The sequence below is a fragment of the Acinetobacter sp. BMW17 genome, assembly GCF_001592855.1.
Classification (GTDB): Bacteria; Pseudomonadota; Gammaproteobacteria; order Pseudomonadales; family Moraxellaceae; genus Acinetobacter; species Acinetobacter johnsonii.
Genome location: NZ_LSOD01000013.1, coordinates 1 through 25,907, shown reverse-complemented (window position 1 = coordinate 25,907; position 25,907 = coordinate 1). Strand labels below are relative to the sequence as shown.

Genomic DNA, 25,907 nt, shown 5'->3' with positions numbered 1-25,907 from the left:
TTTAGACTTGAGCCAAGGCCTGCTCTAAATCTGCAATCAAATCATCAATATGTTCAATACCTACAGATAAACGCACCATATCAAGACTTACTCCAGCAGACTTTAATTCTGCTTCATTCAGTTGGCGATGTGTGGTGGTGGCGGGGTGGCAGGCCAGACTTTTGGCATCACCAATATTGACCAAGCGAGTGAAGAGTTGCAGAGCATCAATAAAGTGCGTACCACCTTCACGCCCATCTTGTACCCCAAAGGATAAAATTGCCGAAGGTTGCCCTTTGACATATTTTTGCGCTAAGCCATGCTGAGGGTGATCTTTCAAGCCGGCATAGTTGACCCATTTCACTTTGGGATGGGCTTGTAAATATTCTGCGACTTTCTGCGCATTTTTAGTATGACGTTCCATACGTAGGTTTAGCGTTTCTAAGCCTTGTAGAATCAAGAACACGCTTAAAGGGCTAATCGCAGCGCCGGTATTGCGTAATGGCACCACGCGGGCACGCGCGATATAAGCTGCTTCGCCTAAAGCTTCGACATAGTTCACGCCGTGATAGCTTGGGTCTGGCGTATTCAGCACTTTAAAGCGCTCAGGATACTTGCCCCAAGGAAATTTGCCACTGTCGACAATCGCTCCACCAATCGAGTTACCATGCCCGCCAATATATTTGGTCAAGGAATGCACCACAATATCTGCCCCATATTCAAAGGGTTTCAGCAGTGCAGGCGTTGCGACAGTATTATCGACCACCACAGGTACACCATATTCATGTGCGATTTTGGCAATCGCTTCTAGATCAATGATATTGCCGAGTGGATTGCCAATCGATTCAACAAAGACCAACTTGGTTTTTTCATCAATTAAACCACGTAGGGCTTCAGGGTCTTGATAATCAAAGAAACGTACCTCAATGCCTTGTTTCGGTAGAGTGTGGGCAAACAGGTTATAGGTGCCACCGTACAAGGTCGAAACAGAAGCAATGTTGTCCCCTGCTTCGGTAATGGTTTGAATGGCGTAAGTAATGGCTGCCATGCCAGAGGCTAAGGCCAACGCGCCAATACCGCCTTCGAGTGCGGCTAAACGTTGTTCTAGCACCGCAGTGGTCGGGTTCATAATTCGGGTATAAATATTGCCTTGGACTTTTAGGTCAAATAAATCCGCACCATGTTGCGTATTATCAAAGGCATAAGACGTGGTTTGATAAATCGGTACGGCCACAGCTTTGGTGGTGGCTTCGGGGCTATAACCAGCATGGATAGCCAAAGTTTCATCTTTATAGGTCATGGGACTTCATCTACGTGAGTTAAATATTGCACAGTCTAGCATTAATGAATATGAGTGAAAGTGTGAAAATAATGAATATTTATCTAAAAAATTCATAAAGATGAGATGCGAGCAGCTTCTTGTCTGCAGAAAAGTGAGATAAAAGTGATGTTTAAAAAACAACCGTGCTGAAAGTTGTAACATTGCATTGAAGATCGGTTTCATGCCTTATTTTTTCAACGTATTCATCGTATAATGCCCGCAAATATTTTTTCGCTTCTTGCGATTTTTTGGTTTTTCTATTGAGGAGTCCTACGTGGCCCAATATATTTATACGATGAACCGAGTGTCTAAAATGGTTCCGCCTAAGCGCGAAATCTTAAAAGACATCTCTTTGTCATTTTTCCCGGGTGCAAAAATTGGTGTACTTGGTTTAAACGGTGCAGGTAAATCGACCTTGCTTCGTATTATGGCGGGCGTAGACAAAGATTTCTCTGGTGAAGCGCGTGCGCAACCGGGTATCAAAATTGGTTACCTAGAACAAGAACCGCCACTTGATCCAAATAAAGATGTCCGTGGAAACGTAGAAGATGGTTTACGTGAACCATTGGATGCTTTGGCACGTTTGGACGAAGTATTTGCTGAATATGCAGCAGAAGATGCAGACTTTGATGCATTGGCAAAAGAGCAAGAAAAACTTGAAGCGATTATCCATTCATGGGATGCGCATAACCTTAGCAACCAAATGGATCAAGCTGCAGCTGCCTTGAACCTTCCTGCTTGGGATGCGGATGTCACACTACTTTCAGGTGGTGAGCGTCGTCGTGTTGCATTGTGTCGTTTGCTTTTATCTAAGCCAGACATGTTACTTCTAGACGAACCAACGAACCACTTGGATGCAGAATCTGTGTCTTGGTTAGAGCGTTTCTTGAAAGACTTTGCCGGCACGATTGTGGCGATTACGCACGACCGTTATTTCTTGGATAACGTAGCAGAATGGATTCTTGAGCTTGACCGCGGTATGGGTATTCCATATCAAGGCAACTATTCTTCTTGGTTAGAGCAGAAGAATGCGCGTCTAGAACAAGAGAATAAGCAAGAAGAATCTTTTGCTAAAGCATTGAAGAAAGAACTTGAATGGGTTCGTTCTAATGCTAAAGGTCAGCAAAAGAAAAACAAAGCGCGTATGGAGCGTTTTGAAGAGCTTAACTCACGTGAATTCCAACAGCGAAACGAAACTTCTGAAATCTATATTCCACCTGGCCCACGTCTAGGTAATAAAGTCGTAGAAGTGGAAGGCATCAGCAAATCATTTGATGGTCGCGTACTGTACGAAAACCTGAGCTTTACCGTACCGCCTACAGCAATTGTGGGTATCGTGGGTCCAAACGGTGCGGGTAAAACCACACTATTCCGTATGATGACTGGTGAACAACAGCCAGACACCGGTACGGTGACTTTGGGTGAGTCGGTTAAAGTAGCGTATGTGGGTCAGATTCGTGACACTTTGGATAACAACAAAACCGTTTGGGAAGAAGTTTCTGGCGGTTTAGATATCTTAAGAATTGGCGATTATGAAATTGCATCACGTGCCTATATCGGTCGCTTTAACTTTAAAGGTCAAGACCAGCAGAAGCGTGTAGGTGAGTTGTCAGGTGGTGAGCGTAACCGTTTACAACTGGCGAAAATCCTGCAAATGGGCGCAAACGTCATCTTGCTGGATGAGCCATCGAACGACTTGGATATCGAAACCTTACGTGCGCTTGAGGATGCAATTCTTGTATTCCCTGGTACTGTAATGGTGGTGTCGCACGACCGTTGGTTCCTTGACCGTATTGCAACGCACATCTTGTCGTTTGAGAACGAACAGCCTGAATTCTACGAAGGTAACTATGCTGAATATGAAGCCTATCGTTTAGCGCGTTTGGGTGATGCTGCGGTTCAAAAACGCACCAAATACAAGAAAATTGGCGGTTAACGCTTCCGTTAATTCAATTAAAAAAACCAGCCTTCGGGCTGGTTTTTTTATGCTTAGCAATTGCCGCTTAAGGCGTTTTAGGGGCATTCACTTGTAAGCTAATAATGGTGTAATACTGATTTTTAGGTTTTGCTTTGATATCGACTTTTTCGCTCACTTCAATCAGGTATTGCCCAGCTTGTGCAAACGTGAGTGTGGCATGGCCTTGTGCGTCGACAGGTGTGCTTTTCGCTTGTTGCTCAAGCTCACCTTGAGCACGAACCATGAGTTCTGCATGCGCTAGGGCTTTGCCTGCTTGAGTAATTTGCAGTTGTACAGGCTGTTGCACCGTGATTTGGTTTGGATGGGTTTTGAAGTTGACTTGAATTGGGGCTGGCGTTACAGCAACAGGTGAGGTGCTGTCTTTGCTCACATAGCTTTGAATGCTCCATTCGCGAACCGTAGAGACTTTGCTTGGCACTTTGCCTTTAAAGTCACTTGGAATGACATAGTCACGCTCGCTTAAGGCAGGGACTTTGTCTGCTGCGACATCGGCAAATATTTTCCATTGATGATTATGTTGTACATATTCAATTGGATATGAGGTTTTGGCAAAAATGGTATAGGTGCCTTTTTCTGGTAGCTTAAGATCAAATGCAGTTGCAGATTCTAAGTGCTTCTGTGCTTGAATCGTCGTCTGTGTTTGGTTTGGTTGGAAAGCGCTGAATGGAATATCTTTTAGGGCATATTCAGGATGAAAGGCTTGTTCCGCATAGGCGCTCAATACAGGGACTTGGGTATTTTCAGTGTGATACGCCAGTGGAGCGACATAGGGTTCATGCGCTTGAGCCACTGAACAGAACAAGAGTGTGCAGAGTAGAGCGTTTTTCATAGAGACTAGGCCTAAAAATATTTCGTAAGATGAGGTTTTTGATTATATCGAGAAAAACTAACAGGTGATAATAATTATTATTTATTCTTTGAGTAGATAAAAAGGGAGTGCATAGACTCCCCCTTTTGGATGCAGGTTCTAAGTTAAAACTTAGATTTCCCACTCATGGTCGCATTCACGGCATTTCCATTTTTTCTGAGACTGCATGAAGCCTTGCATTGAAATCTTAAAATCAGGAAGGTCGCGGTAAAATAGGAAGCCTGCAATCACACACACGATGAAAACCACAACCGTTGCAATTTGTAATGTTGAGCCAGCGCCATCCCCAAATAGCCACATTGCGATGCTAATGAGCACCAAAAGTAATAATACAAAAATGGCTGGAACCAAAAAAACCAGACTTTTAGGCACGACAGGGCGTGTTGCTGGAGCTCCTGCTTGAGCAACAGGCATAATTTTTGGGCTTTGACATTGAGGACAACGATATTGCATTACAACTCCAAAATTCGAATCTATGCTGTATTCTAATCGGATTAGAGCAGAAAGCCAAAAAAGCGTGGTAATGAAGTGCTGATAAATTTGAGGCAATAAAAAACCCAAGTCATAATGCTTGGGTTTTTTACCAGATGTTGCCATCTTAAATATGGCGTCCCTACGGGGATTCGAACCCCGGTTACCGCCGTGAAAGGGCGATGTCCTAGGCCTCTAGACGATAGGGACTTATTGAGGCATCACGTTGAGTGGTTAACACCGTCTCTCTGTGTGAGCGCTATATTAGGGATATAACGCCCATGCGTCAACTAAAAAATCAATTAAGCTTCATCAACTGCGTCATTTTTCGGCAATTTTAGGCTTTCATTGAGTTTTTCCCAAACTTTTGCTTCTTTTTTGCTAGGACCACCCACAATTTCAAGGGCATGACGTAAGCGCGCGAAGGTTAAGTCAGGGCCAATGGTGACCATGGTTTGCATAACTGGGGTCGAAGCGGTTGAACCGGCAATGGCAATAAAGAACGCTGGCATAAAGTCACGGAGCTTAATTTCCATTTGGCTGGCTAAGTCCATCAAGGTTTGACTTACGGTGTCATTGTTCCATGTGAACATGCTTTCCAAACGCCAAATCGCAAATTGCAGACTTTGACGAACCTGCTCTTCGCTCAGTTTCTTGCTTTCAAACTGTTCTTTGGTCAAGCTTGGGAACTGGTTAAAGTAATGTGCAGACCAGTTCACCGCTTCTGAAAGTAAGTTGATGCGAGGTTGAATTGCTGCGGCGATGTCTTCGAGCATCTTACGATCGGCTTTCCATGCCAATAAAGTATCTAACAGTTCAGCAGGGCTTAAGCCTTTGATCCATTGACCATTGAGCCAATTCAATTTTTCTACATCAAAAATTGGACCACCGAGGGATACACGTTGAATGTCAAAGTGTTCAATCATCTCGGCCAATGTGAATTTTTCGCGTTCATCTGGCATAGACCAGCCCATACGGCCTAAGTAATTCAACAAGGCTTCAGGCAAGACACCAATATTTTTGTAGTAATTAATAGAAGTTGGGTTCTTACGTTTCGACAGTTTTGATTTGTCTGGGTTACGTAATAATGGCATATGACCCAGTACAGGCATTTCCCAACCAAAGTATTGATACAGCAACTGATGTTTAGGTGCAGAAGGCAACCATTCTTCGCCACGGAAAACGTGGGTGATTTGCATCAAATGGTCATCGACAACATTGGCAAGGTGATAGGTCGGTAAACCATCTGTTTTAAGCAAGACTTGCATGTCCACTTGTGCCCAAGGGATTTCTACTTCCCCGCGCAGTAAGTCATTGACTGTACAAATGCCTTCTTCTGGCACTTTCATACGAATCACGTGTGGCTCACCTGCAGCAAGGCGGCTTTGGATTTCTTCAGCAGATAATTTTAAACCACGACCATCGTACTTTGGTGTTTCACCACGTGCCTGTTGTTCTGCACGCATTTGATCCAACTCTTCGCTCGTTGCAAAGCAGTAGAACGCATGACCTTTTTCAACCAAATCCAGTGCATATTGTTTATAAATATGCATGCGTTCAGACTGGCGATACGGTGCATGTGGCCCGCCAATGTCTGGACCTTCAGACCAATTCAATCCTAACCAACGCAATGAATCTAAAATCATTTTTTCAGATTCAGGAGTCGAACGAAGTTGGTCGGTATCTTCAATCCGCAGAATAAATTCACCACCATGTTGCTTGGCATAGCATAAGTTAAATAACGCAATATACGCTGTGCCCACATGCGGGAAGCCAGTTGGAGAGGGTGCAATACGAGTACGAACAGTCATAGCCAATTATGATTCAGAATGTAAATTGAGGTCTATTATAACGAAAAATCCCGACCACTTAATGCTTAATTCAACATTCAGTGATCAGGCTTTTATGTGCAAATGTCATAACTTGAGAGAGGTTATGACGCTGTTGCTTATTTTTAATTTAGAGGAACAATGATTGCACAAAACGGCTAAAGCGCTGGTTTTGTGTAGCAAAGAAATTTTGTGTCGGTGCAACTTTGATTGAGGTCATGATTTTTAAATCAGTATCCGTCATTGTGGTTCGGTCACTGCCTTTTTGTTGGCTGAGCGCTTTTTCGATCAACGATGTTTTCTCAGTTGGCATCGTCGCTTTATCATTGCTTTGAATGGCTGCACTATGTCCCAGTTGGCTAAAACAAGCCAAGCCGATACTCAACGTAACGGTATGTAAAAATGTTGATTTCATGTCCTTTTCCCCCTCTCAACATGGTATTGGAACAGATTTTTATTAAAGTCATTGGTAATCTATTTTCAATTTAACCGATTTTACAAATAAAAAAGTAGAAATGTGTCACACAATTTACAAAATTATAAACAAATTTGGGCTAAATTGACATTTAAACATCAAATATAAATCATTTGGCTTTTTGTACCAAATAACTGTGGAGATAGCATGGAGATTTTGAGCTTGATCTGTGGAGGATGGATATGGGCTTATCCCTAAAAGTGCACAAAATAGTCCTTTTAGATATATCTTTTTATCAGTATAGCCGTAAAACCTCTCCCTTTGGACATAGGTATCTACACAATTATTCCTAATCGAGTTATCGTAGGCAGCATGCATTAAACTTTACGATAACTCGATTAGATGCTCGATTGGTTAAACGATACGAGCAACTTGTGAACCTCATGATGAACCCTATTGCTTCTTTAGCTCCTGCTATAAAAGATCTCGCAACCACCCAGAAATCGAGCTTTGCTACTACTCAGGCGGTTTGGCGTTTTTTAAATAATGAAAATGTTTCATTTCATCAGTTAAATCAACCTATTGAAAAACTTGTATTTGATCAAGTAGCCCAGCTTAAGCATAAATATATTTTGGTTGCACACATTGGTCACAACTACAATATGTAAAGCATGACAATAAAATAAACCGCATAAAACGTACTCATGCCAATGATTTATCTTATGAATTACAAAGCAGCCTCCTTGTTGATGCAGAGCAAGGCTTGCCGATTGCTCCAATCGCTCAAACACTATCGGATTCGACTGGGCGTTATTCTACCTTTGATGATCAATTTGCCGATCCAGAAACACATCTAAATGCACTAATGCAGCAAAACGATCATATAGAGGCGATGCCTATTGAGCAGAAAATGGTGCATATCATTGATCGTGAAGGAGATTCAGTAGCTCATTATCGTGAGTTTGAACAGAAAGGCTATCAGTGGTTAATTCGTGGTAAAGAAAGTAATACTGTTGAATATCTAGGACAAACACTTAAACTTAAAGATGTTACTGATCAAGTGGCAACCCACGAAATCAAATGTATTGAATATAAAGGTCAAAAAGTCATACTCCATGTTGGTGAGGCTGACATTCGAATCACACGAAGTGCCAAACCTAAACAACGTAATACAGAAGGAAAGCGAGTTGCTCCTCAGGTTGGTGAACCCGTTGATGTCCGTTTAGTTGTTGCGCAGGTCAAAGATGCTACAGGCAAGGTTTTAAGTCGTTGGAGCTTACTGAGTAATGTTGCAAAAGAGATCAGTTGTACAGAGCTATCTAATTGGTATTATTGGCGTTGGTCAATTGAAAGCTACTTCAAGCTTCTAAAACAAGCGGGTCATGATGTTGAATCGTGGCTCCAAACGACCCCTCAAGCAATTTTAAGAAAACTACTTGTTGCGAGTATGGCCTGCGTACTGACATGGCGAATACAACGCTGTAATGATGAACAAACTAATCGAGTAAGAGCCGTACTAACACGACTATCTGGGCGACAGCAAAAGCGAGGGAAAAGAGAAAGTGCACCATCAATACTTGCTGGACTTTCAATCTTATTAAACACCTTGAAGCTACTGGAAAGTTATTCGGTGGATGAGTTAAAGGAAATGGCTAAAATTGCGTTGGGGTATCCACACGAAGATGTGTAGATACCTATACCTTCAGGGCGGGGATGTAAGGCTGCAATCCGCTAGTCCCCTTGTGGGGATTAGCTAGGATTGCTAATGCGGAGTTTGCTGTTGCTGAATATATTGTTTGATAATCCCAATAGGTGTACCACCACATGATGCAGCGAAATAGCTAGGCGACCACAAAGCATTACCCCATAACTTGCTTCTAATTTCAGGGTGCTTGGTTCGTAAAATACGACTGGAAGCACCTTTTAAACTATTTACCAAGCTAGAAATAGCGACCTTTGGCGGATAATGCACAAGTAGATGGACATGATCATCTTCACCATCAAATTCTGCCAACTCGGCTTCAAAGGTAAGCGTGCGCTGAACCCCATAGCTATTTTTTAACTTGGGTTGGATTTCCAGCGGTGTGGCAGTAATTCTTCTATTTGGGTCACTTTATGGGTCGGTAACCTTTTCAGCACATCACTGAGATAGGCATACGGATCCAGCCCATTCAGTTTTGCTGACTGGATCAGGGTCATGATATTGGCCGCTCGTTGACCACTACGCAGCGAGCCGGCAAATAACCAGTTCTTACGTCCCAACGCCCAAGGTCGCATTTGATTGTCGGGTAGTCAGACGCAGTTACCTACGTCCAACCCCCTAAGAACCGTGCATGCGAGTTTCCCAGCACACGGCTCAAGCCTCTGCTAAGGCGCCATTCGGCACCCGGTTATACATCGTTGACATTGGCAAACTGAACACTCCTCGGACAATACAGATGGTAAATCTCAAGATTAGCAACTGCATCCGTTCCACCATGACTTAGCTTCACAATATGACGGCTGTGCCATGGTGTATCTTTGGTGACTGGTTTAAGACAGGCGCAGCAGCGACCACCTTGTTTTAGCCACACCCGATACAGCTTGGCTCGCCCCTTTGCGGAGACCAGCATTCTTTTACCCCATCGGGATTCGAAGTACTCATCCCATGCGGGGTCATGAGGGTTAGCAGCAGCCTTGATCTTGATATGTCGCACAATTGGCGTGTCCGAGGCAGACACTAATGTGTATTGTCGCTTCCGACCATCGGCGGACTGTTCATCACATGAGAACACCCATCGACGCGCTCCTTGTACTTTGAAATACCGATCTTTGACCCATCGGAGTGTTTTGCGAGGGTGGCGACGTACAGCCCATCGCCAGAGCATTTCCCACACCGCGTTGTCTACCTGGTTGAAAACCTTCTTGGCAACGACATGACCATGATAGTTGGCCCAACCCCTTAGAATCGGGTTGAGCAAACCGATCAAAGTGGCCTGTCGTGTCGCTTTGTTTGCATTGATTAATGCTCGCAGCTTGTCAAGATGAGCACTGATGTTTGCCTTTGACGGCTTGATCAGTAGCTTGCCGTTGTACTTACGTACGTTCCAGCCAAGAAAATCGAACCCGTTCCCTATGTGCGTGATTTTGGTCATTTCCTGAGAGAGCACGAGACCGCGCTGCGCCAGAAATTCAACCACGGCAGGACGAACTTCATTTTCGAGCCACTCTTTAGAATACCCCGTGATGATGAAATCATCCGCATACCGTACCAGTTGCAGCTTTTTGCCTGTCCATTTGGCGTTAGAGAACCTCTTCGCCAGCATCGTTTCCAGTCCGTCCAAGGTCATGTTGGCCAGCACCGGGGAGATAATACCTCCTTGCGGTGTTCCGGAAAGACTGGGAAACAGCTTGCTTTGGTAGACGTAACCGGCTTTGAGCCATTTCCGTAGAATCACCTTGTCCATTGGGAGGTTGGCGATCATCCAGTCATGGCTGATATTGTCGAAACAGCCTTGAATGTCACCCTCTAGCACCCACTCCGCACTTACTTTTCTTGACAGCACACCAAAGCACTGTGCTGCAGCATCCGCGGTTGAGCGTTGCGGTCTGAACCCATAAGAGTTCCGATCAGCGATGGTCTCCGCGATGGGTTCCAAAGCCAGCAGATGGAGCGCCTGCATGGCCCGGCATTTCATCGTGGGTATCCCGAGAGGTCTCATCTTGCCATTTTTCTTCGGAATAAGGACTCTCCGAAGCGGAAGGGGCGTGTAACCTCGCCTCTTCAACGACATCATCGCACCGGTCTTGGCCTTGGGTGTATTCCAAGTCACCTTGTCGACCCCAGCCGTGTTTTTGCCTTTGTTTTCAGACACTCGTTTGACGGCCAATGCTTTGCCACTAAACGAGTGAGTCAGCAGCCATTGCAAAGCTTTCGCCTTGTTATGCCTGCCGTCTTGTACCGCCTTCACAATACGCGCTTGCAGCCCTCTGACATGACGCTGTACAGCAATCCAATCGATGCTGTCCCACGATGTGCTGGAAGGTGCACACGCTGATACTGCTGCATTCATTTGCTCTCCCTCCATTAAAAGGGTTCTACACACTCTCTTGTGATGAGAGACCATAAGGACGTCAGCCCGCTTTCGCGTGGGGTAATGTTTCAACCTCTATCCAACCCATTACAGACTGGCATTCGCTTTTTCCTCGTTCCTTCGCCCGCATCACCATGGGCAGTTTTTGCAAACTGCTTTCCCAATGGGAGTAATACGGGATTTCCACGTTCCGCTTACTGAAGTACATCGGCTTAGGTGCCTGCTATCGACCGGGAGGCGTATGGGTCACGAATGCGTAATCGAAAGACGCAATTCCCACCTCCATTACCGTTTTGGTTCGAGCGTATCAGCCATTTCCGCTCGTTCAACTTAACGATCGTTACGCAGATTCACATGTGTTCACCATACCGATTATCTAGCCCTTGTCCGGCTATGGCTGCCAGAAGGGTACGCCTCTCACGATTGATACCCCGCACCTTGCGGTGCCTCGTTACATTGTCGAAGGCGCTCTTTATTCAGCCTTCTAGATTCACCCGGTGACACGGGTGGTTCCCGCAGGGGGAACAACTTCATTAAGCGACTTCGTGTCGCACTTCCACCCAGTTATTGCAAATCGGTAGATTGCCATCATCCAGATAGCGGCTTAAAGCTGGCCAACGCTTTAGAGTGTAATTGATCGCCTTGGCGGTTGGAGAACTCGATGGCACAGTCAGTTGATGTTGGTTGAGCCATTCATACAGTTGTTGCATCACCGGTTGACTATGCTGTTGTCGGTATTCGCGGCGGTGTTCTGCTGTACCATCCGTCTTTTTCCTGAGTTATGCTTCTATGGCATACAGTTTCTGAATCAGCACTAATACCTGTTCAGCGACCTGACTTTTTTTGGTCACATGCAGTTCATGCAATTTACGACGTGCATGCACCATACAGCCCACCTCAATGACCTGGCCTGATTTAAAGCGTGCTTTATAACCACTGTAATCATCACAGACCAGATGCCCCTGCCAGCCTTTCTGGAACTCTTCAGCATGCTGACCTGAACGGCTATCTTGAAAGTCATAGATCACCGCCTGAACTGGATTGTACTGTGTGGTGGCATAGGCCCAGACATAACCTTTCTTCGGTTTTTTCTCATCATCCCCCATCTGCATGATGATGACTGGTGTTTCATCTGCATGAATCACCCGCTGTTGAAGCACAAGCTGTTTTAAGGCATTGGTCAGAGGTTCAAGTTCTACCCCACAGCGTCCAATCCAGTCAGATAATGTGTATCGGGAGAGATAAATACCTGCGCGTAGAAAGATTTGACGTTGACGATATAGCGGTAAATGATCAGCGTATTTGGAAACCAGCACATGGCTGAGCAATTCAGGTGTAGCGATTCCTTTATCAATAACATACGCAGGCATCGCTTGTTGAGTCAGGATGTCACACTGATCACAGACCCATTTACCACGGATATGTTGTTCCTTATAGAACTGTGCCGGCCTGAAATTTAGTTTTTCACTGATATCTTCGCCGATACGACGCAATGTGCAGCCACAGCTGCATTGCGTTGAGGCAGGTTCGTGCTCAATACGGAGGGTTGGCAGGTGATCTGGCAGTGGTCGACGTTTAGGTTTGTTGACTGTGGCTTTCTGTGTCGCTGCATCGGTTTTATCTGCATTCAGCCGCTCCAGTTCCAGATCAACTGCTGCGATATCTTCTTCGACCGCTTCATCCCACAGATGGATTTGTTTGGCCGTTAAGTGTTCATTCTTCTGGGCGAACTTATGCCGTTTAAACTGCGCAAGTTCATGCTCGTATTTTTGATTGAGAATAGAAAGATGTTGAACTTTAGAATCTAATTGCTGATTGGTGACTTCAAGATGTTGAACTCTGGCATCTAATTGCTGATTTGATTGTTCCAGTTGTTGTTTAGATTGTGCCAGAGACTGATGCTGCATCGCCAACTGTCTGGTAAATTCCAGCAGTTGTTCATGGGTCAGTTGGCTTAAATCAGGCAGCGTATTCATGACCGCAGTATGCCTGAGGTCATGATGCAGAGGAAATAGAACGTTTGGAGGATGGCAGAATGGACGAGCCTGGTTTAGAGCATAGTCACCACCTGCTGTCGTCCAATGCGCTGCCAAGGCAAACCCTGGATCAATGCCTGTAACTGTTCCGGACTGAGGGCTACGGTTTCACCCTGATGAAGCTGAACCCAGTGGAATTTTCCCTGTTCCAGCCGCCGGGCACACAGCCAGATACCCAATCCATCATGTACCAGCAGTTTCATGCGATGGCCACGTTTATTACAGAACAGGTAAGCGCAATGCGGTTTGATGTAGCCAAAGGCTCTCAGCACCTGAGCCATGACAGTATCCATACCTGCACGCATATCCATCGGCTGGGTAGCAAGCCAGATTTCATCAATACGGATCATTGAGTCAAACCCTGGATCAGCACCAGTAATTCAGTTACTGACTCCACCGGCCAGTCGATCTCGATCATCTGACCCCTTACGGAACCTGGTTCCTCATGTAGTGGAATCCTAATATGAGCGACAACTTTCTTCTCTGGTACAGGTGGCGGAGGTGCTTCTTGTCTGACTGGAGTCGGGTGAAGAATGACGGGAAGGAAGTCGGTCTGTGGAATAGATGGGGTGTTAATGATGGAACCATTGATCTGGACTGACGAATCCATTTATGCAACAGATTCGCATTGACCTGATGTTGCATTGCCACCTTGGCCACTGATGTGTCTGGCTGCTGACATTGCTGAATAAGTTGATGTTTAAATTCAGCCGTGAAGGTTCGACGGGGCTTTTTTAGCGTTGGTGTGCTGTCTATAACTGTCTTTAAATCCATAAATAGGTGTCCACTTAAATTTTAGTGGACACTATCGCGGTATTAATGAGTTAGAAAAAGTGGGGTTCAGCGGACGCTTACCTTCAAAGTCTAAACAAACACGCTCAAACACTTCACGCATTGTTTCAAGCATTGCTTTGGTAAAAACATCTCTACGATATTTAGCGACAAAGACTAAATGAACGTGCATATTAAAAACACAATGACGACCTGTTCTAATCTCTTGACTATTGCTCATAGACCAAATATATTTTAGTAATGAAAACACTTAAATTACGAATAAAAGACAAACATTGCAAGATGCTAGACCAACTAGCAGTAGAGGTGAACTTTGTTTGGAATTATGTCAATGATTTGTGTTTCAAGCACCTACAACGTAAACAACAATTCTTTTCAGCATACGATATTGCTCAATACACGAAAGGCACATCAAAAGAATGTAACTTACATAGCCAAACCATACAGGCAATTGCAGAAGAATTAGTTACACGAAGAAAGCAGTTTAAAAAAGCCAAGCTAAAATGGCGTGTCAGTAACAACAAATCTGCAAGACGCTCATTAGGCTGGATACCTTTTAAGAAAGTAGCCATTAAATACGCCGATGGCTATGTGCAATATGGCAAGCACCAATTCAAACTATGGGACAGCTACGGACTAAGCAAATACAACGTCAAAACAGGCTCATTTGTAGAAGACAGTCGTGGACGTTGGTATGTTTGCCTTGTGGTTGATGATATTCAACAAGTTAAAGCTATAGCTAAAGGCTCAATTGGCATAGACTTGGGTTTGAAAGATTTAGCCACTTGTTCAGATGGTGTGAAACTCGAAGCTCCTAAAATCTATCGCCAATATGAGGAAAAACTTGGCATTGCTCAAAGAGCAAAAAATAAGAAACGTGTCAAAGCGATTCACGCCAAGATTAAAAATATACGCCAAAATATGTTGCATCAATTCAGCCATAAACTGGTGAATGCACATGCAGCAATCTTTGTTGGCAATGTGAATGCTAAAGCATTAGCACAAACTAGATTAGCGAAGTCAGTGTTAGATGCCAGTTGGACAACACTAAGAACCATGCTCAAGTATAAATGCGAGAACGCAGGAGTATGGTATGGAGAAGTCAACGAAGCCTATACGACCCAAACATGTTCGTGCTGTGGCTCACGCTCTAGCAGTCCGAAAGGTAGAGCAGGTCTTGGAATAAGAGAATGGCAGTGTATGGAGTGCGGTACGCTCCATGATCGGGATATAAATTCCGCACTGAATATTCTTGCGCTCGGACATGAGCGTCTCGGAGGAGGAATCCCCGTTCTTTAGGTCTGGGAGGATGTCAACAAGAATATAACCAAGCCTTTGGACAGTATTGGAAAAGCAAAGCTGGGCAGGAGGTCAACTTTAAACAGTCTCATGGTGGATCGGGCAAGCAAGCACGTGCCGTTGCAACGGGTCTCCAAGCAGATGTGGTGGCCTTGGCCAATGAAATTGTGAATACTGGACAAATTGATAAAAACTGGCAAAAAGAATTTCTAAATAATTCTGCACCTTATACTTCAACCATTGTTTTTTTAGTGCGTAAAGGTAATCCAAACAAATTAAAGACTGGAATGATTTAACCAAGCCGGGGGTGAGATCATTACCTCAAATCCAAAAACAAGCGGTGCGCCGCGTTGGATCTATTTATCTGCTTGGGGGTATGCATTAAAACAACCGGGAGGTAATGATGCTAAAGCCAAAGAATTGGTGAAAAAACTTTATCAAAATGTCAAAGTGCTTGATTCAGGTGCACGAGGTTCATTGACCACGTTTGCCTGAACGAGGCATAGGTGATGTGTTGTTGTCTTGAGAAAATGAAGCTTTACTGGCAACCCAAGGCCTAGGTAAAGACAAATACGATATTGTTTATCCGTCTATTTCGATTTTAGCGGAACCGTCAGTTGCGATTGTAGACAAAACGGTGGACAAAAATGGCAATCGAAATTTGGCCAAGGGCTATTTAAACTATCTGTATTCGCCAAAAGGGCAGGAGTTGGCGGCGAAGCATTTCTTCCGTCCACGAAATAAACAAGTGGCGAACAAATACCTTGCGCAATTTCCAAAGCAAAAAACCTTTAATATTAATGATGTCTTTGGAGGGTGGGCCAAAGCGCAGAAAACTCACTTTGTAAATGGTGCGATCTTTGATCAAATTTATACTGAAAAATAAACGTGCTGTGGTTTGACGCGATCACGTTCCGACATAAAAGTGGATATAGGCATATCCACTTTTATTATATTTTAAGCATAAAAATGTATATAATAAGAATAAGTAAAGTGTTTGCTATTATTTTAAATAAAAACAATTCACTAAGTCTTAGTGATGTAAAAATAACGGGTATTTAAAAAACAAAAGCGAATTGCGATTTATGATTTTGTTTCATATATTTAGCATAATTCTTGATATTTAATTTAATACGCCATGAAAACGCATTTGAAATCTCTTTGGGCTGCTGCCGTAGTGGCAACAGGTCTGACATTCAGTATGACATCAGCTCAAGCGGCTGACCGTACTATGCTCAATGTATCCTATGATGCAACACGTGAATTTTACGATGAGTTCAATAAATCCTTTGGTGCCTATTGGCAAAGCCGTACAGGACAAACGGTTGACTTTAAACAGTCACACGGGGGGTCAGGTAAACAAGCCCGTTCGGTCGTGGATGGTCTAAAAGGGGATGTGGTGACCTTGGCCTTAGCCAATGATATTGAAGAAATTGTTAAATCAGGTCAAATTCAGCCGGGTTGGCAAAAAGAGTTCCCAAATAACTCTGCGCCTTATACATCGACCATTGTGTTCATGGTACGCAAAGGCAACCCGAAAAAAATTAAGGACTGGTCTGATTTAACCAAACCGGGTGTACAAATTATTACGCCTAATCCTAAAACAGGCGGTCTACCACGTTGGGTGTATCTGTCTGCTTGGGGTTATGCACTGAAACAACCTGGTGGCAATGAGGTCAAAGCCAAAGAGTTCGTGGGTAAAATGTACCATAACGTGAAAGTGATGGACTCTGCGGCACGGGCGTCTATGACCACCTTTGCAGAACGTCGCATTGGTGATGTGTTATTGACTTGGGAAAATGAAGCCTTAGTGACACAAAAAACTTTAGGTAAAAATCAGTTCGATATTGTTTATCCATCGATCTCGATTTTAACCGAGCCTTCGGTGGCAATCGTGGATAAGACCGTGGCGAAAAATGGCAACAAGTGGTTAGCACAGGGTTATATCAACTATTTATATTCACCACTGGGTCAGGAAATGGCGGCGAAACACTTCTATCGTCCGCGTAATGCTGCGGTTTTAGAAAAATATAAAGCGCAATTTCCACCGTTAAAAACCTTCACCATTGATGAAGTGTTTGGTGGTTGGGCCAATGCTCAAAAGACCCACTTTATGAATGGGGCGACCTTCGACCAAATCTATAATAGCCGTAAATAATCCAGTTCATTATTTCAGCTACTGCTTAAAAAGCCTCCCTTGGGAGGCTTTTTTGATAATGAATGCCGTTTAAAAACGGTTTTGTCTATGAAAAGTAATATTTCCCTACAAAAAGTCGTTTGGAGCTTTGTTAAAACAAGGTAATAATGTGCAGTTACATTTTTCCTTCCGATCATATTGAGTCTTTATGTCGCATATTTCTGTATTACTTCACGAAACTGTTGATGCTTTGGTAGCAGATCGCAATACAGGGATTTTCATTGACGGGACGTTTGGTCGTGGCGGACATACACGCTTGCTGTTGTCTAAGCTGGATGAAAATGCACGTGTCTATGGTTTTGATAAAGACCCGCAAGCACTGGAAACAGCCGCGATTTTAGAACAAGAAGATCCACGGTTTAAAATTATCCATGCCAGCTTTGCTGACCTTAAGCATGAGTTAGAAGTACGCGGCATTGGCTTGGTCGATGGTGTTATGGCCGATTTGGGCGTGTCTTCACCGCAGCTTGATCAGGCGGAGCGTGGCTTTAGTTTTATGAAAGATGGACCACTGGATATGCGTATGGACAATTCAAAAGGTCCAACTGCAGCGCAGTGGTTGGTCAATATTGAGGAAGAGGCGTTAGCCAATATTATTTTCCAATATGGTGAAGAGCGTTATAGCCGTCGTATTGCCAAAGCTATTAAAGCAGCTGGGTTGATTGAAACCACCGCGCAGTTGGCTGAAATTGTGAAAGTGGCGCACCCGAAATGGGAAAAAAATAAACATGCCGCAACACGAACTTTCCAAGCAATTCGTATTGCCATTAATAAAGAATTAGAAGATATTGAAGTTTTCCTACCGCAAGCGGTAGACGTATTAAAACCGAATGGTCGCTTGGCTGTGATTAGCTTCCATTCCTTAGAAGATCGATTAATTAAACAATTTATTCAAAAAGAGTCGACACTTGAGGAAGACATGGGTTGGGGTATGCCACAACAACGACCCGATACACGTCGTTTAAAGAAAGTATCACGTGTGAAAGCAAGTGATACCGAGGTTAAAGCCAATCCACGTTCACGTAGTGCATGGCTTAGAGTTGCAGAGCGCTTAGCACTTAAAGGCGAATAATGAAAACTGAAGTCGTTGAAAAAATTCCAACAAAGTTAAAGTTTAAGAAGCTGATTGCCTATGCCATTTTATTGGTGCTGGTATTTATTAGTGCCATGATGGTGGTGTTTCAAGTGTTTGAATACCGTCATGACTATCGTGAAATGAGCTCTTTTATGCGCGAGCGTGATGACTTAAATGCAGAGTGGGGCCGTTTGCTGATTGAACAGCAAACTTTTGGCGCAACTGCACAAATTGGAACGCGCGCGGTGACGCAACTGCGCATGTATTCACCACCTGCGGCGCAAACCGTAGTGATTTCTTTACCCACGACTTCAGAAGACAAAAAATAAGGCCGCTGTAACATGGTAGAAAAGCGTAAACCCACTCGTAAAAAACAGCAAGCGGTGACTGAAAAATCGGCTCTACAGGTTGAAATGTGGCGCTTTTATCTCATGTGGGCGGTGGTTTTAGCTTGCTTTATTGCTTTGGTTGGACGTGCTTTTTACGTACAGGTCATCAATACTGAGTTTTTGCAAAACAAAGCCAATGCCAATATTTTAAGAACTGAAAAAATTAAAGCCATGCGCGGTGTGATTTATGACCGTCATGGTGTGCCTTTGGCGATCAGTACGCCGATCATGAAAGTGGTGATTGATCCACGTGATTATTTTGATAATAAAAAACTGTTTGATGAGATTACTGCTGAATTAGCCAAAGATCCGCACAATCGTAAATTGAAGCGTCAATTACCAGACAAAAACCTAAATCTGGATGAACTGGCTGATGCTGTGGGCATGGATCGTGCAGAACTGAAGCGGAAGCTGAATGAACGTCCGCGTTCTCGCTACTTGGTCTTGAAAAAAGAAGTGCCACCTCAGCAAGCTGAACTGATTGCGAAACGTGAGTTCCAAGGGGTGTATACCGAAAAGAACTACAAGCGTTACTATCCGCAACCACAACCGAATGCGCAAATTATTGGTTTGACCAACAGTGAAGGTTCGGGTATTGAAGGTTTAGAAATGCAGCTGAATCAACGCCTGTCGGGTATTGATGGTGAGCAGCAAATTGTTCGAGATAAAAAGGGCAATCGTTTTAAAGATGCAGAGGTAATTAAAGAAGTTGAGCCAGGCGAAAATATTACGCTCAGTATTGACTCGCGCCTTCAATACATTATGTACCGTGAACTGACCGCTGCTGGTGTAGCCAATAATGCACGTTCTGCAACAGCAATTGCGGTCGATGTGAAAACAGGTGAAATTTTAGCGATGGCGTCTTGGCCGTCGTATAACCCGAACGATAAAAATAGTTTGTCCAATAAAGACGCCATGCGTAACCGTGGTGCGGTTGACTCTTTCGAGCCGGGTTCAACCATGAAGCCTTTGACCATTTCAATGGCTTTGGAAAGCGGAAAATACATGCCGAATACTGTGGTTAATACCACTCCGGGTTCGATGCGAGTCGGTAACCACACCATTCGAGATACACATAACTACGGTCCACTAACTTTGGGTGGGATTATCCAAAAATCCTCTAACGTGGGTGTGGCTAAAATTGCCTTGTCTCTCCCTTATGCAACTTTACCGACTTTTTATAAACGTCTTGGTTTTGGTCAGCGTTCTGCGGTTAAATTCCCGGGTGAAAGTGGTGGTTTAATTCTTCCGCCAAGTAAATGGAATGTATCGGAAGTGGCGACCATGGCATATGGCTATGGCTTAAATGCGACTGTGCTGCAACTGGTGGATGCTTATGCCATGTTGGCCAACAAAGGTGTGAAAATGCCTTTGAGTTTGTATAAGTTGGATGCACCGCCCCGTGGTGAACAAATGATTGATCCAAAAATTGCGGATCAAGTTTTGTTGATGATGGAAACAGCAACCTTACCAGGTGGTACCGCGACTCGTGCGACTATTCCGGGTTACCGTGTGGGGGGTAAAACAGGAACCGCACATAAGTTGCGTGCTGACCGTAAAGGCTACTCAACCAATGAATATCGTGCACTTTTTGCTGGTGTAGCACCCGTTAGCGACCCGCGTTTAGCGATGGTGGTGGTGGTCGAAAACCCGCAAGGGACCTACTATGGTGGTACGGTGTCCGCGCCTGTATTTGCCCGTGTTATGCAAGAATCCTTACGTTTAATGAACGTGCCTTTAGATAAACCTTTAGATGCTCCTGTAATCAAGAGATAGGTGATGAATGTCCATTACATTTCAACAACTCTACACCGCTAACTTCAGCGCTGAATGGATGGCAGAGCCATTTCAAGGTTTTGTTCTTGATAGTCGTAAAGTACAGGCAGGGCAAATTTTTATTGCGCTGACATCACTTTCACAACCTGAAAAAACAGTGCAGTTTGCACAAATAGCCTTGGATAAAGGGGCTCTAGCAGTGGTGAGTGAAACTAAGCTTGGGCTTGAAAACAGTATTATGGTGCCGAATGTACGCCACTTGATGGGAGGTTGGCAAAAGCAATTTTTGTTGGCCACTAGCCAAGTACAGCCTGCTCGTATTTTAGCAGTGACAGGAACCAATGGTAAAACCACCATTTCTCGTTTAGTCGCAGAACTGTTGATGCTACAAGGCAAATCATGTGCGGTAATGGGAACCACAGGTAATGGCATTTTACCCAATTTAGAAGCATCGTCGCATACCACTTTAGATGCGCTGCATTTACAAAATGCACTACATGGCTATGCCAAGCAAGGGGCTGAATTTGCATCGATTGAAGCCTCTTCACATGGTTTGGAACAAGGCCGTTTAGCGGGCAGTGAAATTGAAATTGCTGCATATAGCAACTTAAGTCGCGACCATTTGGACTACCATGGCACGCTTGAGGCTTATGCCGAAGCTAAATCTCACTTGTTTCAATTTCCATCATTGAAAGTTGCAGTGATTAATCTGGATGATGCGCATGCTGGAGTCATGATTCAAGCGGCAAAAAATAATCCAGCTCAACCGAAAATTTTAACCTATTCAACCACGCAGCCTGCAGACTATCAGGTGAAGAATATTCAATATAGCCTGACGGGTGCAAACTTTAGCTTGTGTACGGCACAGGCCGAATATCAGGTACAGAACCCATTATTGGGTCATTTTAATATTGAAAATTTGGTCGCAAGTTTAATTATGGTTGAACAAGCGGGTTTTGATTTAGCCGATGTGGTTGCTACGACAGCACAGCTCAAGGGTGCACCAGGTCGTATGCAGGTGATTCGTGATGATGCGCGTTTGTTTGTGGTTGATTATGCGCATACGCCTGATGCTCTGGTGCAAGTCTTAAGCACGTTAAAGCGTCATGTGAAACAGCAACTCTGGGCAGTATTTGGCTGTGGCGGAGACCGCGACCGTGGCAAACGCCCACTCATGACCCAAGCAGCATTAAACGGAGCAGATGTGGTGTTGTTGACTTCAGATAACCCACGGACCGAAAATCCTGAGCAAATTTTTGCTGATATGAAAGCGGGGATTAATTTCTCAAACCGTGTGGTTCATGAAATCCATGATCGTCGTGAAGCGATTAAATTTGCCGTTCAACAGGCCCAAGCGGGTGATATTGTCGTGATTGCAGGCAAAGGTCATGAAAACTATCAAGAAATAGAGGATGTTCGGCATTGGTTTGACGATGTCGTCGAAGTGCAATCCGCGATTGATGCACAGCACCACACTATTGATTCTGCTTATCCTGCACACTAAGGAAATCATATGCATACCTCAACAACCAGCACAGTGCCTTTAGTGTCATGGACCGCCGCACAGTTGCTCGAAGCTACCCAAGGTTATTGGCTAAATGATCAAGCGCCGAACAGCGATATCAAACGTATTTTGACGGATTCACGTGATGCAGAAGCAGGAGATGCTTTCTTGGCACTCAAAGGCGAACGTTTTGATGCACATGCTTTTATTACGCAAGTTGCTGAACAAGGTTGCCAAGTGGCCATTGTGAGTCAGCCTATAGATGCAGAGATTTGTCAGTTGGTGGTGCCTGATACACGTTTGGCATTGGGACAGCTGGGGGCTTATCGTCGTGCACAAAATCCACAGTTAAAAGTGATTGCGCTGACGGGTAGTAGTGGTAAAACCACCACCAAAGAAATGTTAGGCAGTATTTTGTCACGTATAGCACCAACGTTGGTGACCCGTGGCAATCTGAATAACGACTTGGGTGTGCCAGTCATGTTATTGGAATTACGTCCTGAGCATCAATATGCAGTGATGGAATTGGGTGCAAGCCATCAAGGTGAAATTGACTATACCTCGAATTTGGTCCAACCCTTGGTTGCAGGCATTATCAATATTGGTACAGCACACTTGGGTGAGTTTGGTGGGCGCGATGGCATCTGCCGTGCCAAGTCTGAGATTTACGCGCATATTGCCCCAAATGGCACATCTATTGTTCCTGCAGCTGATGATTTTGCCGATAGCATTCGCCAAGCAGTACAAACTGAACAGGTGCTCAGCTTTGGTGCGGGTGGTGAAATTTTTGCGACTGAGATTGAGTTACAGGCACAATCGGCAACGTTTAAGCTAAATACCCCGCAAGGCGTGCGTCAGGTGAATTTACCGTTTGCTGGGGAGCATAATGTTCAAAATGCAACTGCTGCGGCAGCTTTTGCTTTAGCGATTGGTATTAGCTTGGATGATATCGTGCTTGGCCTTGAGCAAGCGGTCGGTGCAAAAGGGCGTTTGAACTTTATTCAACAAGGCCGTCATTTGTTGATTGATGATACCTACAATGCTAACCCAACTTCGATGCGTGCCGCTGCTGAAGTGCTTGCACAGCAAGAGGGGGTTCGAGTGATGGTGATGGGCGATATCGGTGAGCTAGGTAGCTCTGCTGCGCAGCAGCACTATATGCTGGGGCGTGATTTGGTCTCAGTGAAAGGGCTGAACTTCGTAGTGGCTGTCGGTGAATTTGCACCTGCGGCACAAGAAGGCGCACGCAGCACTCAATATGGCAAAAAAATGCAGGCTTTTTTAACTCAAGAGCAGGCTTTGCCGTTCTTACTCAGTTTAATTGAAACACATCAACCCCAGTCTATGAGTTTCCTGTTTAAAGGTTCTCGTTATACCCATATGGAAACGTTGATGGCTGATTTGATGGAGAAACTCTAAATGTTGTTATGGTTATTTGAACAACTGGCGGGCTACCATAGTTCGTTTCAGGTGGTTCGTTATTTAACATTGCGTTCCTTGCTCAGTGTTTTAACCGCACTGACCATTGGTCTAGTGCTCGGTCCTGTGATGATTCGCAAGTTGCAAGCACTCAAATATGGTCAAGCCGTGAGTTCATATGCTCCTGAAAATCATGCCAAAAAAATGGGCACACCAACCATGGGTGGTGTGTTGATCTTACTCTCAATTGGTATCTCTACACTGTTGTGGGCAGATTTATCCAACCCATATGTATGGATTGTCTTGGCAGTGATGGTGATTTTTGGTGCAGTGGGTTGGGCCGATGACTGGATCAAGATTCGCTATAAAGACAATGCAGGCTTACCTGCCCGTAAAAAGTTCTTTTGGACCTCGCTTGCATCATTGGGTGCTGGTATTGCACTATATGTAATTGCGCAGCAACAGAGCAATCCTGTACATACCGCAAATATGCTGGATCTGCTAATTCCATTTTTTAAAGATTTAAGTATTCCTTTGTCGGTGATTCCGTTGGGTATTGGTTTTATCATTTTCACCTATTTGGTGATTAATGGTGCATCAAATGCCGTGAACCTGACCGATGGATTGGATGGTTTAGCGATTATGCCTGTGGTACTGGTTGCAGCGGGTTTAGGTGTATTTGCATATCTGGCTGGTGATGTCCGTTTTGCCAATTATTTACATATTCCTTATGTACGATTTGCCTCTGAATTGGTGGTGATTTGTGCAGCTATGATTGGCGCAGGTTTGGCCTTCCTTTGGTTTAATGCACACCCTGCTCAGGTTTTCATGGGTGATGTGGGTGCATTATCATTGGGCGCAATGCTCGGTACAATTGCGGTCATGGTTCGTCAGGAAATTGTCTTTGCCATTATGGCTGGTGTGTTTTTGGTCGAAGCGATTTCAGTCTTCTTGCAAATTGGTTCCCTCAGAATGCGCAATAAACGGGTATTCCTGATGGCGCCATTACACCACCATTATGAGAAAAAAGGCTGGCGTGAAACCCAAGTGGTGATTCGTTTTTGGATTATCACAATTATGCTGGTAGTTTTAGGGCTAATGACCTTAAAATTGCGCTAAGCAAAAGTATGAAAAGAGTCGGCATTTGCCGGCTTTTTTTATGCTTGAGGTAATGTCTTGGAGAAAATAATGAATCTGCTCATGTGTCCTGTGTGTCGTGAGGCTTTAACTTTAAACGAAAGAACATGGCGCTGTGCGAATTCACATAGTTATGATGTGGCGAAACAAGGCTACGTCAATCTGCATGTCGTTCAACATAAGCACAGCAAAAATCCGGGGGATACACCTGAGTCGGTACAAGCCCGCCGTGCCTTCTTAAGTGCAGGTCATTACGCGCCGCTACAGCAAGCGGTGGTCAATAAGGTACGTGAGTTACGTATTGAAAATTTACTCGATATCGGCTGTGGTGAAGGCTATTACACCGATGCGATGCAGGCTGAAGTGCTGCAATGTGTCGGTGTAGATATTGCAAAAAATGCGGTTCAAGTGGCTGCGAAAATCAATAAAAACATTACTTGGGTGGTGGGTACAGGGGCAACTTTACCGGTGCTAGATCAATCGATTGATCTGTGTAGTAGTTTGTTTAGCCCGATTCCAAAACAGGAGATTTTACGGGTACTCAAGCCGCAAGGATATTTGTTGGTGGTGACGCCTGCGCCTCAGCATTTATATGCAATGCGTGAGGCTTTGTTCGAAGAGGTGAAGCCGCATGAACCGAGCAAATTTGTAGAGCAGTTGAATGATGCGTTTGATTTGGTGAGTGATGATGTTGTTGATGCTGAACTTAAGCTTAATCAGCAGGACTTAAAAAACCTGATTGCCATGACCCCTTATGCCTATAAAGCAAAACAAGAGCGCCGTAAAGCCTTAGAGTCACAAGCAGCTCTTGACTTACATGCACAGTATCAAATTTTACTGTTTCAGAAAAAAGCATAAGTATAAAAAAGCCCGCAGATGCGTAATGCCAGTCAGTTAAGCAAAAAAAGTTAAAATGCTGTAAAAAGAGCGTATGTAAATACGCTCTTTTTTTATGAATTTATCTCAGAATCTAGATTTAACATTAAAACAAACCTTACCTTCACTTTCACAATTCAGTGAATTGATTGATTTAAACTGGATTGAAGATTGCTTAGACCAAACAGGTAAAGCATCAATTCGAAAAAGAAAACTGCCTGCTGAACATGTTGTTTGGCTGGTAATCGGACTTGCTCTATTTCGAAATCAACCGATTTGGTATGTGGTTCAACAATTGCAACTTGTTTTCGGTACGGCAGAATACTGTGTACCGAGTGCATCCGTACAAGCAAGACAACGCTTAGGCTTAGAACCCATAAGTGCTTTATTTTCGACATTAAGTCAGGCATGGTTTAAAGACTCACAACAACAATATAGCAACTTTCACGGTCTATGCGTTTGTGCTGTAGATG

At 44.3% G+C, this 25,907-nt stretch carries 19 protein-coding genes, 1 tRNA gene and 6 pseudogenes; 13 read left to right on the top strand and 13 right to left on the bottom strand.

Translation table 11 applies throughout. The features are described 5' to 3' along the window. Position 1: 1 nt before the first annotated feature. Positions 2-1,279 carry an aminotransferase class I/II-fold pyridoxal phosphate-dependent enzyme gene (locus AXW61_RS02860; protein WP_062032192.1) on the bottom strand — a complete coding sequence of 426 codons (1,278 nt, stop codon included), beginning with the start codon at positions 1,277-1,279 and terminating at the stop codon, positions 2-4. A gap of 295 nt (positions 1,280-1,574) precedes the next feature. Between AXW61_RS02860 and ettA the strand changes: the two genes are divergently transcribed. Then, a complete protein-coding gene (ettA, locus tag AXW61_RS02855) occupies positions 1,575-3,236 on the top strand; it encodes an energy-dependent translational throttle protein EttA (protein ID WP_004691537.1) in 1,662 nt (553 codons plus the stop codon). Positions 3,237-3,303: 67 nt separating this feature from the next. Here ettA and AXW61_RS02850 read toward each other — a convergent pair whose 3' ends face one another. The 5 genes from AXW61_RS02850 to AXW61_RS02830 form a co-directional block, all read right to left on the bottom strand. Beyond that, positions 3,304-4,107 carry a DUF4198 domain-containing protein gene (locus AXW61_RS02850; RefSeq protein WP_062032189.1) on the bottom strand — a complete coding sequence of 268 codons (804 nt, stop codon included), beginning with the start codon at positions 4,105-4,107 and terminating at the stop codon, positions 3,304-3,306. 150 nt (positions 4,108-4,257) lie between these two features. Then, on the bottom strand, positions 4,258-4,599 hold the full coding sequence (locus AXW61_RS02845) for a membrane protein (protein WP_010327661.1): 342 nt from the start codon (positions 4,597-4,599) through the stop codon (positions 4,258-4,260). A 152-nt stretch (positions 4,600-4,751) separates the two neighbouring features. Further along, a tRNA-Glu gene (locus tag AXW61_RS02840) sits at positions 4,752-4,827 on the bottom strand. A 92-nt stretch (positions 4,828-4,919) separates the two neighbouring features. Beyond that, complete coding sequence (gene gltX, locus AXW61_RS02835) at positions 4,920-6,428, bottom strand: glutamate--tRNA ligase (RefSeq protein ID WP_062032187.1); 1,509 nt, start codon at positions 6,426-6,428, stop codon at positions 4,920-4,922. A gap of 148 nt (positions 6,429-6,576) precedes the next feature. Then, entirely contained in the window at positions 6,577-6,861 is a 285-nt protein-coding gene (locus AXW61_RS02830; protein WP_062032184.1) for a hypothetical protein, read from the bottom strand. Positions 6,862-7,307: 446 nt separating this feature from the next. Here AXW61_RS02830 and AXW61_RS02825 point away from each other — a divergent pair. Continuing rightward, positions 7,308-8,551: pseudogene (locus AXW61_RS02825) on the top strand (transposase). Positions 8,552-8,623: 72 nt separating this feature from the next. On the opposite strand, the pseudogene tnpA reads toward AXW61_RS02825, so the two are convergent. The 7 genes and pseudogenes from tnpA to AXW61_RS17090 all read right to left on the bottom strand — a co-directional run. Then, positions 8,624-8,887: pseudogene (tnpA, locus tag AXW61_RS02820) on the bottom strand (IS200/IS605 family transposase); the annotation flags it as partial. Between the two features lie 32 nt (positions 8,888-8,919). After that, a pseudogene (locus AXW61_RS02815) lies at positions 8,920-9,147 on the bottom strand (transposase domain-containing protein); the annotation flags it as partial. Between the two features lie 104 nt (positions 9,148-9,251). Continuing rightward, positions 9,252-10,913 (bottom strand): group II intron reverse transcriptase/maturase, encoded by a 1,662-nt coding sequence (gene ltrA / locus AXW61_RS02810; RefSeq protein ID WP_062032239.1) that lies wholly within the window; start codon positions 10,911-10,913, stop codon positions 9,252-9,254. A 575-nt stretch (positions 10,914-11,488) separates the two neighbouring features. Beyond that, positions 11,489-12,910, bottom strand: a pseudogene (locus AXW61_RS02805) (IS66 family transposase); the annotation flags it as partial. 74 nt (positions 12,911-12,984) lie between these two features. After that, a complete protein-coding gene (gene tnpB / locus AXW61_RS02800; RefSeq protein WP_062032182.1) occupies positions 12,985-13,320 on the bottom strand; it encodes an IS66 family insertion sequence element accessory protein TnpB in 336 nt (111 codons plus the stop codon). Positions 13,321-13,396: 76 nt separating this feature from the next. Continuing rightward, positions 13,397-13,744 (bottom strand): transposase, encoded by a 348-nt coding sequence (locus AXW61_RS02795; RefSeq protein ID WP_228254560.1) that lies wholly within the window; start codon positions 13,742-13,744, stop codon positions 13,397-13,399. Between the two features lie 82 nt (positions 13,745-13,826). Further along, a pseudogene (locus tag AXW61_RS17090) lies at positions 13,827-13,982 on the bottom strand (transposase); the annotation flags it as partial. A gap of 20 nt (positions 13,983-14,002) precedes the next feature. On the opposite strand from AXW61_RS17090, the gene AXW61_RS02790 reads away from it, so the two are divergent. The 11 genes and pseudogenes from AXW61_RS02790 to AXW61_RS02740 form a co-directional block, all read left to right on the top strand. Then, positions 14,003-15,061, top strand: a complete 1,059-nt coding sequence (locus tag AXW61_RS02790) for an RNA-guided endonuclease TnpB family protein (RefSeq protein ID WP_005401363.1) — start codon at positions 14,003-14,005, stop codon at positions 15,059-15,061. 17 nt (positions 15,062-15,078) lie between these two features. Further along, positions 15,079-15,947: pseudogene (locus tag AXW61_RS17475) on the top strand (sulfate ABC transporter substrate-binding protein); the annotation flags it as partial. Positions 15,948-16,199: 252 nt separating this feature from the next. After that, the gene (locus AXW61_RS02780; RefSeq protein ID WP_010327653.1) at positions 16,200-17,219 is read left to right on the top strand and encodes a sulfate ABC transporter substrate-binding protein; all 1,020 of its coding nucleotides are present in this window, start codon (positions 16,200-16,202) and stop codon (positions 17,217-17,219) included. A gap of 187 nt (positions 17,220-17,406) precedes the next feature. Then, positions 17,407-18,330, top strand: a complete 924-nt coding sequence (gene rsmH / locus AXW61_RS02775; RefSeq protein WP_062032177.1) for a 16S rRNA (cytosine(1402)-N(4))-methyltransferase RsmH — start codon at positions 17,407-17,409, stop codon at positions 18,328-18,330. Then, positions 18,330-18,662, top strand: a complete 333-nt coding sequence (gene ftsL / locus AXW61_RS02770) for a cell division protein FtsL (protein ID WP_058870427.1) — start codon at positions 18,330-18,332, stop codon at positions 18,660-18,662. Before rsmH ends, ftsL begins: the two co-directional genes overlap by 1 nt. Before the next feature lie 12 nt (positions 18,663-18,674). Further along, positions 18,675-20,498 (top strand): penicillin-binding protein PBP3, encoded by a 1,824-nt coding sequence (gene ftsI / locus AXW61_RS02765; protein WP_004978097.1) that lies wholly within the window; start codon positions 18,675-18,677, stop codon positions 20,496-20,498. Between the two features lie 7 nt (positions 20,499-20,505). Next, positions 20,506-22,002, top strand: coding sequence for a UDP-N-acetylmuramoyl-L-alanyl-D-glutamate--2,6-diaminopimelate ligase (locus AXW61_RS02760; RefSeq protein WP_062032174.1), 1,497 nt, complete (start codon positions 20,506-20,508; stop codon positions 22,000-22,002). A 9-nt stretch (positions 22,003-22,011) separates the two neighbouring features. Continuing rightward, the gene (gene murF, locus AXW61_RS02755; RefSeq protein ID WP_062032171.1) at positions 22,012-23,421 is read left to right on the top strand and encodes a UDP-N-acetylmuramoyl-tripeptide--D-alanyl-D-alanine ligase; all 1,410 of its coding nucleotides are present in this window, start codon (positions 22,012-22,014) and stop codon (positions 23,419-23,421) included. Further along, entirely contained in the window at positions 23,422-24,540 is a 1,119-nt protein-coding gene (gene mraY / locus AXW61_RS02750; protein ID WP_004691502.1) for a phospho-N-acetylmuramoyl-pentapeptide-transferase, read from the top strand. A 69-nt stretch (positions 24,541-24,609) separates the two neighbouring features. Beyond that, the gene (locus AXW61_RS02745) at positions 24,610-25,416 is read left to right on the top strand and encodes a putative RNA methyltransferase (protein WP_062032169.1); all 807 of its coding nucleotides are present in this window, start codon (positions 24,610-24,612) and stop codon (positions 25,414-25,416) included. 94 nt (positions 25,417-25,510) lie between these two features. Beyond that, on the top strand, positions 25,511-25,907 hold a 397-nt coding region (locus AXW61_RS02740; protein ID WP_171254039.1), incomplete at its 3' end, for a transposase domain-containing protein.

Coding starts and splice junctions, on each gene's coding strand:
- gltX (WP_062032187.1), bottom strand. CDS start 6,428: ATGACTGTTCGTACTCGTATTGCACCCTCTCCAACTGGCTTCCCGCAT.
- AXW61_RS02850 (WP_062032189.1), bottom strand. CDS start 4,107: ATGAAAAACGCTCTACTCTGCACACTCTTGTTCTGTTCAGTGGCTCAA.
- AXW61_RS02830 (WP_062032184.1), bottom strand. CDS start 6,861: ATGAAATCAACATTTTTACATACCGTTACGTTGAGTATCGGCTTGGCT.
- AXW61_RS02860 (WP_062032192.1), bottom strand. CDS start 1,279: ATGACCTATAAAGATGAAACTTTGGCTATCCATGCTGGTTATAGCCCC.
- AXW61_RS02760 (WP_062032174.1), top strand. CDS start 20,506: ATGTCCATTACATTTCAACAACTCTACACCGCTAACTTCAGCGCTGAA.
- mraY (WP_004691502.1), top strand. CDS start 23,422: ATGTTGTTATGGTTATTTGAACAACTGGCGGGCTACCATAGTTCGTTT.
- tnpB (WP_062032182.1), bottom strand. CDS start 13,320: ATGATCCGTATTGATGAAATCTGGCTTGCTACCCAGCCGATGGATATG.
- ftsL (WP_058870427.1), top strand. CDS start 18,330: ATGAAAACTGAAGTCGTTGAAAAAATTCCAACAAAGTTAAAGTTTAAG.
- AXW61_RS02795 (WP_228254560.1), bottom strand. CDS start 13,744: ATGGATTTAAAGACAGTTATAGACAGCACACCAACGCTAAAAAAGCCC.
- AXW61_RS02845 (WP_010327661.1), bottom strand. CDS start 4,599: ATGCAATATCGTTGTCCTCAATGTCAAAGCCCAAAAATTATGCCTGTT.
- ltrA (WP_062032239.1), bottom strand. CDS start 10,913: ATGAATGCAGCAGTATCAGCGTGTGCACCTTCCAGCACATCGTGGGAC.
- rsmH (WP_062032177.1), top strand. CDS start 17,407: ATGTCGCATATTTCTGTATTACTTCACGAAACTGTTGATGCTTTGGTA.
- ftsI (WP_004978097.1), top strand. CDS start 18,675: ATGGTAGAAAAGCGTAAACCCACTCGTAAAAAACAGCAAGCGGTGACT.
- murF (WP_062032171.1), top strand. CDS start 22,012: ATGCATACCTCAACAACCAGCACAGTGCCTTTAGTGTCATGGACCGCC.
- AXW61_RS02790 (WP_005401363.1), top strand. CDS start 14,003: ATGAAAACACTTAAATTACGAATAAAAGACAAACATTGCAAGATGCTA.
- AXW61_RS02745 (WP_062032169.1), top strand. CDS start 24,610: ATGAATCTGCTCATGTGTCCTGTGTGTCGTGAGGCTTTAACTTTAAAC.
- AXW61_RS02780 (WP_010327653.1), top strand. CDS start 16,200: ATGAAAACGCATTTGAAATCTCTTTGGGCTGCTGCCGTAGTGGCAACA.